Source organism: Bacillus sp. FCW2, from assembly GCF_021228595.1.
GTDB classification, from domain to species: Bacteria; Bacillota; Bacilli; order Bacillales; family Bacillaceae; genus Bacillus; species Bacillus velezensis.
On the sequence record NZ_CP089436.1, the window covers coordinates 3,937,971 to 3,945,251 of the forward strand.

General features: G+C 47.2%; 4 protein-coding genes. All 4 read left to right on the forward strand.

The genetic code is table 11. The features are described 5' to 3' along the window. Positions 1 to 103: 103 nt before the first annotated feature. The 4 genes from K3G25_RS19620 (at position 104) to K3G25_RS19635 (ending at position 7,245) form a co-directional block, all read left to right on the forward strand. The gene (locus tag K3G25_RS19620) at positions 104 to 2,107 is read left to right on the forward strand and encodes a penicillin-binding transpeptidase domain-containing protein (protein ID WP_021495105.1); all 2,004 of its coding nucleotides are present in this window, start codon (positions 104 to 106) and stop codon (positions 2,105 to 2,107) included. 114 nt (positions 2,108 to 2,221) lie between these two features. Further along, positions 2,222 to 3,124: an aldo/keto reductase gene (locus K3G25_RS19625; RefSeq protein WP_021495104.1), complete on the forward strand. Its 903-nt coding sequence runs from the start codon at positions 2,222 to 2,224 to the stop codon at positions 3,122 to 3,124. Positions 3,125 to 3,423: 299 nt separating this feature from the next. Next, the gene (locus K3G25_RS19630; RefSeq protein ID WP_094296384.1) at positions 3,424 to 5,508 is read left to right on the forward strand and encodes a BglG family transcription antiterminator; all 2,085 of its coding nucleotides are present in this window, start codon (positions 3,424 to 3,426) and stop codon (positions 5,506 to 5,508) included. 222 nt (positions 5,509 to 5,730) lie between these two features. Then, the gene (locus K3G25_RS19635; RefSeq protein ID WP_014416929.1) at positions 5,731 to 7,245 is read left to right on the forward strand and encodes a class I adenylate-forming enzyme family protein; all 1,515 of its coding nucleotides are present in this window, start codon (positions 5,731 to 5,733) and stop codon (positions 7,243 to 7,245) included. The last annotated feature ends 36 nt before the right edge of the window (positions 7,246 to 7,281 follow it).

Sequence of the window (7,281 nt, forward strand, 5' to 3'; positions counted from 1 at the left end):
CGGCAGGAAAAACAAAAAAATTTTAAACACTATGAGAAAAAAATCCTTGCCAGCCTGATTTGGTTTAGGAGAAAATAACAGTTGGAAGGCAGGGGAATAGACAGTGAAAAAAGGGTTATACCTATTACTTTTACTCGCAGGAATCATAGGTTTGATCGGCTGCTCGAAAACGGAATCGGCCGAAGACAGAATGAAAGATTTCGTAAAAGACTGGAACGGCGGTCATTACGATAAGATGTACCAAAGCCTCACCCAGGATGAAAAGAAAAAACTATCCAAAAAGGATTTTGTAAAGCGATATGAAACCATTTATGAACAAGCAGGGGTTAAAAATCTGAAAGTCACTGCCGAAAAACAGGACGAAGACGACAAGAAAAAAGATGACCTCCAGCACATCGATTATAAGGTCAGCATGGATACAAAAGCAGGGAAGGTCGCTTTTGAAAACACGGCCGTCCTGAAAAAAGAAAAAACAGACGATGGAGAATCATGGAACATCGACTGGAATCCTTCTTTTATTTTCAAACAGCTTTCCGATGACAAAACCGTGCAGATCGCAAATGAAGAACCGAAGCGCGGACAAATTTACGACAAAGACGGAAAAGGTCTCGCCGTGAATACTGAGGTGCCGGAAATCGGCATTATCCCTGGAAAACTCGGCAAGGATAAAGACAGCGTGATCAAAAAACTGTCTGAAAAACTGGACCTTTCTGAAGACGATATCAAAAGCAAACTGAACCAGGGCTGGGTAAAAGACGACTCCTATGTCCCGATTCAAAAAATCAGACCGGATGATGAAAGCAAGGTCAAAAGCCTGCTCGCATTAGACGGCGTGACGAAAACGAAAGTCAGCTCCCGCTACTATCCGTACGGCGAAAAAGCGGCCCATCTGACCGGCTATATTAAAACCATCACAGCGGAGCAGCTGAAAAAAGCGAAAGACGGCCAATACAGCGATACTTCCAAAATCGGCATCGCCGGCCTTGAGAATGTATATGAAGACAAGCTGCGCGGCACGACCGGCTGGAAAATTTACGTCCCGCAAACAGGTGAGGTCATTGCTGAAAAGAAAGCCGAAAGCGGGCAGGATATTCATGTAACGATTGACATGAAAACGCAGACGAAGCTGTATGATTCTATGAAAGATGACAGCGGAGCGGCAGTCGCTCTCGAACCGCAAACGGGAGAGACACTCGCGCTCGTCAGCGCACCGTCTTATGACCCGAACGGCTTTATTTTCGGCTGGAGCGGCAAAGAATGGAAAAAGCTGAATGAAGATAAAAACAATCCGTTTTCAGCGAAATTCAACAAACTTTATGCGCCGGGATCAACGATTAAACCGATCGCCGCGGCAGTCGGCCTGACAAACGGCACATTGAAAGCGTCAGAAAAGAAAAAAATCACCGGAAAAGAGTGGCAGAAAGATTCAAGCTGGGGCGGTTACCATGTCACACGCGTATCAGAGCGCCTGAATGAAGTGGATCTCGAAAACGCGCTGATCACATCGGACAACATCTACTTTGCGCAAAATGCCATAGATGCCGGAGCGGACGCGTTTACAAAAGGATTAAAAACATTTGGCTTTGATGAAGAGATTCCGTATCAATTTCCGATTGAAAAGTCTTCAATCGCTAACGGCAAGCTTGATTCCGAGATCCTTCTCGGAGATACGGGCTACGGCCAGGGGCAGATGCTGATGTCTCCGCTGCACTTAGCGGCTGACTATACCGCATTTGTAACAGACGGAAATCTCGTCAAACCGACATTGATCAAAGACGGAGAAAAAACACCGCAAATCTGGCATAAGCAAGTGGTGTCGGAAGCCAATGCCGAAGAAATCACAAAAGGGCTGAGAGGCGTCGTTGAAGATCCGCGCGGCTCTGCATATCAGCCGGCCGTAAGCGGCATTACCGTAGCCGGGAAAACCGGTACAGCCGAGCTGAAAACGTCTAAAGAAGATAAAGACGGCAAAGAAAACGGCTGGTTTGTCGGTTACGATTATAAAAAGAAAGACCTCTTGATCGCGATGATGATTCAAGACGTCAAAAAACGCGGCGGAAGCCATTACGTCGTTGAAAAAGCGAAAAAGCAGTTTCAGAATCATTAAATGACGATTTTTTGCGGGCTGAAAGGAAAATCGGCCGCCGAAGCAGAATGAAACAGCATGGGCAATTCCTGAAAACAGAGATACAAGAGGCTCTAAGAAAAAGGGGGATTTCACATGCAGCGCATTCAATTGGCTGAAGACCTGGAATTTTCAAGAGTGATACACGGGCTTTGGCGTCTGAACGAATGGAATGTTTCAGACGGAGAGCTGCTGAATCTGATTGAATGGTGTATCAGCCAAGGCATCACCACCTTTGACCATGCCGATATATACGGCGGTTATACGTGTGAAAAGCTGTTCGGCGGCGCTTTGTCCCTTTCGCCTTCAATAAGGGAGCGAATCGAAATCGTCACAAAATGCGGGATTGTCATTGAATCACCGGAACGGCCCGGAAACAAGTCGCATCATTATAATACGTCGAAGTCTCACATTTTAGCGTCGGCGGAGCAGTCGCTTTTGAATCTGAATACGGATTATCTGGATGTGCTGCTCATTCACAGACCGGACCCGCTTATGGACCCGGAGGCTGTGGCTGAAGCGTTTCACGCGCTGAAAAGCTCGGGAAAGGTCAGATATTTCGGGGTGTCGAATTTTAAAGCGCACCAGTACAGAATGCTCGAATCCTATTTGGATGATCCGCTCATCACAAACCAAATTGAAATCTCGGCGTACGAGCTGGAAAATATTCATGACGGCACGCTGGATTTCTGTCAGGAAAAACGCATTCCGCCGATGGCGTGGTCACCGCTTGCGGGCGGGAGCGTCTTTACCGGACAATCAGATAAGGACGTCCGTATCCGTGCCGCGCTTCGTTCTGTACAGGAAGAAATCGGCGCCGCTTCCATTGACGAAGTCATGTACGCATGGCTGTTCACCCACCCGGCGGACATCATGCCGATTGTCGGCAGCGGAAAAAAGAACCGCATTTCCGCCGCGGTGCGTGCCTCCGCGTACAAACTCAGCCATGATCAGTGGTTCCGGATTTATACCGGTGTCCAAGGCTGCGATATTCCATAAACAGAACAAACGCCCGGAAGCTATCTTCCGGGCGTTTGTTTATGTGGTGTGCAATGTCTAAAAACAAGTAAGGTCACTTTGAAGTATAGCCGTGCGGATCAAGAGTAACAAGCGTCATGGCATATTATCTGACACATTTTTCTTTTTCAATACTGTCACACGGCCCAGTGCCAAATTGCCATTTGAAAATGGTTGAATAATCATTGAAAGCGTTTTATATTATAACTTACACCACTTTCCCCGGCAGCACTCCCCATATGCCATACTTCTCACAACTAGAAAATCTGGAGGCGCGTTTCATGTATATGACAGCGAGAGAACAAAAATTAATGAAACATCTATTACTGCAGAACCGGTACGAGACAGTGCATGAACTGGCGGAAGCTTTACAAGTCAGCACAAGAACCGTTCACCGCGAGTTGAAAACAATCAAACCGATGATGGAATCATTCGGTCTGGCACTTGATAAACAGCCCGGCAAAGGACTGAAAGCGGTAGGAAACCCGGAGGACAAACAAAAACTCCTGTCAGACCTGTCCTATGAACAGCATGAATACAGCGCTGAGGAGCGGAAACTTTTAATTCTATGTTCACTATTAGAGTCTCAAGAGCCGATCAAGCTCTACAGTCTGGCGAACGAACTGCAAGTGACAAACGCGACGATCAGCTATGACCTGGATGAGCTGGAGACTTGGATTGCGCCCTTCGGCTTGACGCTGATCCGAAAAAGGGGCTTCGGCATTCAGCTGACGGGGCCGGAAAATGCGAAACGGAAAATCGTCGGCAATCTCATCGTCAACCGCCTTGATATTCAAAGCTTTTTGGAAGCGGTTGAATTGAATATTAAAGGAAAACCGGACGATGCTGAAAAAATGTTCGGCGTCGTAAATAAAGCGGAACTTTTGAAAATGGACCGGCTCTTAATTCAGCTCAAGGAAAAAATCGCGATCGCCTTATCTGACAGCTCATACATGGCGCTTGCGGTTCATTTAACCTTTGCGATGGACCGGATCAGGCTCGGAGAAACCATCACAATGGAGGCTTCGGAACTAAAAGCGCTGCAGCAGACGAGGGAGTACGGCTCTGCGCTGGAAATGGCAAAAGAGCTTGAAAAAGCGTTCGGCGTTTCAATTCCGGAAGCTGAGATCGGTTATATCACCATTCATTTGCGGAGCGCCAACCGCAAATACAAAACGGAATTCAAACCGGAAGACATAGAGGTTGAAACGGCCTTGCAAACGAAGCAGCTGATCGGCTTCATTTCTGAAAAAATTAAAATTGATCTGACGGAAAACGGTTCTTTATACGACGGTTTAATCGCCCATCTGGAGCCTGCGATCAACCGGGTAAAAGAAAATATCGACATGTACAACCCGATGACCGAGCAAATTAAACGCGACTACTTTCTGCTGTACATGGCCGTAGAAGAAGGAATGGAAAAATTCTTTCCGGGGCTTCTTTTCTCTGATGATGAGATCGCTTTCATCGTTCTTCACTTCGGCTCCGCTCTGGAAATCAAACGGGAAGAAGCGAAGATCAAAGCGCTGATCGTCTGTTCTAGCGGCATCGGGTCGTCCAAAATGCTCGCATCCAGGCTGAAAAAAGAGCTTCCGGAAATCCGTTCCTTTGATATGTCTTCCCTCATCGAACTGAAGGACCGAGACACCGCTGCGTATGACATGATCGTATCCACTGTTCCGATCCCGTATGAAAACATTGATTACGTCATGGTCAGTCCGCTTTTAAACGAAGAAGACGCTGATCAGGTCAAGCAGTACATCAAAAGAAAAATTCCGCTGATTCTTGACAAAAAAAGAAACGGTAAAAGAGAAGAGAAGCAGCCGGAGACGCCTGATATGCTGGAAGCGGCCGGCCGTATGGCGCATTACGCGGCGGTTATCCAAAGCGTGCTGCGGAACTTTTCGATCAAATCCATTGATTCAAACACGGCGTATGAGCTGTTTTTGAACCGTATGTTTGACATGCTGGAGCAAGAAGGATTGGTTCATAATGCCCAAAAAACCGCACAGCGCCTTGCTGAGCGTGAACGACAGGGCGGACTCGGCATTCCGGGAACGGCGATGGCCCTGTACCATCTCAAAAATGAAGAAATTGTCACGCCTTTTTTCAAAATTTATGATTTGACAGCTCCATGCAGTGTCAAAGGCATGGACGGAAATTCCCTGACCGCCGACCGCGCTTTGGTGATGATGGCGCCGGCTGATATGCCCGCTGAAGGGTCGGAAATACTAAGTGCGGTCAGCTCGGCCATTATCGAGTCTGAAGACAGTATAAAAGCCTTCCAGACGGAGGATGAGGCCGATTTATACAAACGTTTAAACAAGCTGTTTTATCATTTCATTCAGGAGAAAGGACAGCGGTAAACAGGAAGCGCACACCTCATGTGGGGTGTGTTTTTTTGTGCATGTATGAGGGTAAGGGGAAGGGAAGAAACTAAAAACACGGGACTATTGTATCATTCACTGATGGAATAGTTCTAAAACAAAATAGTTTTACAAGTTATATTTTTTGGTTTAAAATGGGTTGCGTGAGAAAGAAAATCTGACAGAGTTTTTTTGTGATTTATCATTATGGGAGATGAAAATATGGAGACATTACAGCATCTGATTCTGCATGACATTTCAAATAGCGAAGAGATCGAAGCTGTAAAAAGCGGTGCGTATACCCTGACCTACGCGGAATATCGAAAACGAATCAACCAGCTTGCACAAGCGCTTCTTGATAAAGGAATAAAAAAAGGCGACAGAGTGGCGATGCTTTGCAAAAACGGCCACGCGGCATCCATTGTCATGTTTGCGGCACTCGAAATCGGCGCGGTGGTTGTGCCGGTCAGCTGGCAATTAACACCTTACGAAATGAAAGGCATTTTAGCAGCCTGTGAACCGAAAGCTGTTTTTTACAGCACTGAATTTAAAGAGATCATGGAAGAAGTGCTTCCTGCGCTTGCATCTTCTCTTAAACTGAAGGTCGTAACAGGAACAGCTGCGGAGACAACGCCTGAGTTTGACGCTTTATTGACAGGCTCCGGTGATACACCGGATGTCGAAACGGTGTCTGAAAACGATACGGCATTGCTGATGTTTACCTCAGGTACAACCGGCAATCCGAAACGCTGCATGATCACTCACGGCGGCATATACAACTACGTAAACGCGACATTGGCATACACGGGGAGAATGCAGCATGTCCGCTTCTTAGCATGCCATCCGAATTACCATACGAGCGCGATTATCTGCCAGATGGTCGGCACGATGAGCGGAACGACATTCATTATGACAGACAATCAGGACCCTGTGGAAAACTTGAAGCTCATCGAAAAAGAGAAAATTCAAACCGTGATGGCGCTTCCGGTCTATTACACATACCTGCTGAAAGCATGGGAAACGCATCAGACTGACATGTCTTCTATCGTTTATATGATGACGGGAGGCACAAAGGTGCCAAGCAGTCTGATCCAGCAGTATCTCGACATCGGCATCCCGCTCATGCACGGATACGGAAGCACGGAAGCGTGGGGCATCAGCTCTTGGAATCCGCAAATGGGAATGGATAAAGCCGCTTCCGCGGGTAAACCGATGGAAGAAGTGGACGTCCGCGTTGTAGATCCGGAAACAGGTGAAGTCCTTCCGCAAGGCTCAATCGGAGAAGTCGTTGTGACAAGTCCGTTTTTATTCAAAGGCTACGAAGGTAACGAAGAAGCGACACGAAAAGTGCTGAAAGACGGCTGGTTCCATACCGGCGATTCCGGTTATGTGGATGAAGACGGATTTATCTTTATCACCGGACGTTATAAAGATGTCATCATCTACGGCGGGGACAATATTTATCCCGACCAGATTGAAGAGGTCATTCAGCAAGTGCCGGGAATTCTCGAAACGGCGGTTGTCGGTATCCCTGATCCGCTCTACGGCGAAAAGCCGAAAGCGTTCATCGTGACAAACGGCAGAGAAGGCCTGACAGAAGAAGAAGTGACCCGATTCCTTCAAGAACGTCTTGCCGCCTTTAAAATTCCGGAAATTGAGTTCGTCAGCGAACTTCCGAAAAACAACCTTGGAAAAGTGAGAAAAGACGTGCTCCGCAAACAAGCGGTACGTTCATAATAGAAAATAAAAACCCGGCTGCCGGGACTGACCCCC

Excerpts from the sequence above, each read along its gene's own strand:
- K3G25_RS19625 (WP_021495104.1), top strand. The coding sequence starts at position 2,222 with ATGCAGCGCATTCAATTGGCTGAAGACCTGGAATTTTCAAGAGTGATA.
- K3G25_RS19630 (WP_094296384.1), top strand. The coding sequence starts at position 3,424 with ATGTATATGACAGCGAGAGAACAAAAATTAATGAAACATCTATTACTG.
- K3G25_RS19635 (WP_014416929.1), top strand. The coding sequence starts at position 5,731 with ATGGAGACATTACAGCATCTGATTCTGCATGACATTTCAAATAGCGAA.